Source organism: Acinetobacter sp. UBA3025, from assembly GCF_002367915.1.
Lineage (GTDB): Bacteria > Pseudomonadota > Gammaproteobacteria > Pseudomonadales > Moraxellaceae > Acinetobacter.
This window is the reverse complement of the sequence record NZ_DFDO01000079.1, coordinates 1-2,874: the sequence shown is the minus strand read 5'-3', so window position 1 is coordinate 2,874 and position 2,874 is coordinate 1. Positions and strand designations below refer to the sequence as shown.

Here is a 2,874-nt window from a genome sequence, read left to right as displayed (position 1 = left end):
TGTATCGTCTTTTGAGCTTGAAGCAATGTACGATTATAAGATTAACCCGTTAGGTGAGGTGGCCTAACTTAAATAAAAAAGTATCCGACAAACCCGGTACGGTTCACAATTGGAGCAGAAATTATGCTTGAATACATTCTTGAATGATGCTGAAAAGTCTTTGATTTTTAATTAATAAATAAGAGTATCCATGTCTACCCTCAACTTTACTTATTTTCAGATAGCAACCAATCGAGAGCACTCATTTTTACAATACCATTATAATTTGCTTCAGCCCCTATCGTGTCTAAGGTAAGTAAATATTTGGGATACGAATCAGAAATTTTCTGTAATGGACGTAACTCTCGGCTGAGTGTCTCCTCATTGAGCGTTTCTAATGCCACTTGATAATAAGTTAAATTCTGTAAAGTATCGACAGCAACAAAATCAATTTCATATTCATCAACCCGCCCTACATAGACCGTATAACCTCGTCTGATAAGCTCAAGATAAATTACATTTTCTAAGATATGACCTTGATCAGCATTAGCATCAGGCAACATAATCCGGCGCAATCCGACATCAACTAAATAGTATTTTTCAGAGGATTGTAATAACTCACGCCCGCGTACTTTAAATTGTGCAGCACTATAAAATAACAAACTGTCCTGTAAGCCCTGAATATAGCGTTTTACTGTTTCAAATGAAATTTTAACCCCACTTGAAACAAAGGTATTTTTAATTTTATTGATGGAAATAGGTGAGCCTGTCACGCTTGCCAAATATCTTGCGACACGCTCGAGAGAGTTAATATCGGCAGTATTCAAACGGGGAATAACATCTTTAAACATTACACTGGCATAGACCGCTTGCAAGTAATCATAAGTTTCTTGCTGGCTAGTCATGGCAAGCGTATAAGGGAAACTACTGCGCGTATACATGGCATACAAATCACGATTGGATAATTGTTGGATGATCGGATTATTTTCAATATGCCACTGTTTAAATTCTTGGAATGACAAAGGTAGAACATGTTGCTCGATATAGCGTCCTGTAAGTAAAGTCGCAAGTTCTCCACTTAGAAAGAATGCGTTTGAGCCTGTAATATATAAATCGATATAATCCCGAACATATAAAGAGTCGACCACTTTCTCAAAATTGGTAACATGTTGTATTTCATCTAAAAAAACATAGTTTTTTTTACTTTTATCAACTTTGGACAATACATAATCATGTAGTTTACGGTAATCGGTGAGTTCTTCAAATTCCATAAATTCGAAATTGATAGCAATGATGTTTTCGGCTTGTACACCCTGTGCTTTTAGGTCTTGTTGAAACATCGCTAACAAGGTGGATTTTCCAGAGCGACGCACACCTGAAAGTACTTTAATGACATCACGGTCTTGCCATGTATTCAGAAATTTTAAGTAGCCATCACGTCGAATATTAGCGCTTCTCATTGTTTACACTTAGAATCTAAAGTTTTAATAAATTCTATCAAATTTTAGAACTCATATGTAAATACATTTAACTTTTAAAAAAGTTTAAAGGTTAAGTGAAACATTCAAAGCTGCTGTTGAAGCATGCAAACAGTAGATCTGATAAAAATCCAAATTCTGTCTTTTTAATTATTTTCCATGTCATGTTATGTCATTGATGCTGCGACTTAACTGCTATATAAATTAAGTGAAAAGTAAAAGGAATTAATATGTTAACTAGAGTGGAACTCATTTTTGTTGTGCTGATGGTCTCAGCCTTAATCCTCATTGCTTATGAAATGCTAAAAGGTTTATTTTAGGGCATCTATACAATTTTTGATCAAAAAAAAGCCCACAGAGGGAATCTATGGGCGAAACTAAGGACCTTGACGGTCATTCAGAAACTACAGCCAGCTTCTGGTTGTGATTCTGAACTGAATTAAAAATAACCACATTGGCTGAATGTATCAAAAGTTAAATCATGTGATTAATCATTGATACATCTGCAAAAATGAGATCATCGCTCTGCTGATCAATACAGTAATTCACCAAACAAATCCGCTCTAATCTCTTCCAGACTCAGATCTGATTTCATTCTATTACAGATGGGATGAACCAGCAGACCATTCTCTAGAACGCCTTGCCCACCTACGGCTTTGGCAATCCGATGATCCGATTCAGTAGAATCAAGATAGATCAATCCATCACAAATGAGGCAAAAGTTATGATTACCCACCAGAAAATTGTGCTTAAGCAGACTCTTGGTTAATGCCGAAAAGGCCTTGGGCTTTGACCGAGAAATTGGACTAATCGACTCCACATATCCCACCACATGCTTGACCACTGCATCATCATAACCACCCAAAAATCTTTCGACATAAAACTCGTTAAAGTTTATGTACTTGAAGGCCTTAGACATGGACAGAATAAAGGTATTCAGGCATTCCTCATCATCAAAATCAACTTCCATTTCCAAGCTTAAGCAAATAAAGGCTTTATAGACAATTTGTAGCCGATCATAGCCCTTGATACCACTGCCGAACTTGCCGACCGTTTCAGTGGTCGCCACGGGGAAATTAGCAATCAAGAACTCAATACTACGGCGTACCCGGGTGAAGTCTTTGAAACTAATCGTTCGATGATGAATCTGCATGCGGCTTTCATGAATTTCATACACAATTGAAAACCATGCAAGAAAAGAAGTAATCTGAAAACGCTGGTCCTTATAAAAATATAAGTATGGATGAAAGCCCAAACTCGGAACCCCAGTATTTTTTACAGGCGTCGCTATTCTGCAAAGAATGGTCAACAGATGCGACATCAGGTTTTCAACGCGTTCCCCCTGATTCAGACTCATAATATTATGAATCTGATCACCAGCAATGATATTCATCAACTCATTGACCAAGCCAATTTT

At 37.0% G+C, this 2,874-nt stretch carries 2 protein-coding genes; both read right to left on the bottom strand.

Annotated features, from left to right (window positions below; translation table 11 throughout):
- Positions 1-206: 206 nt before the first annotated feature.
- Positions 207-1,439 carry an ATP-binding protein gene (locus tag B4J23_RS03150; RefSeq protein ID WP_087528525.1) on the bottom strand — a complete coding sequence of 411 codons (1,233 nt, stop codon included), beginning with the start codon at positions 1,437-1,439 and terminating at the stop codon, positions 207-209.
- 550 nt (positions 1,440-1,989) lie between these two features.
- A partial coding sequence (locus tag B4J23_RS03145; RefSeq protein WP_291358735.1) for an HNH endonuclease signature motif containing protein occupies positions 1,990-2,874 on the bottom strand: 885 nt, incomplete at its 5' end.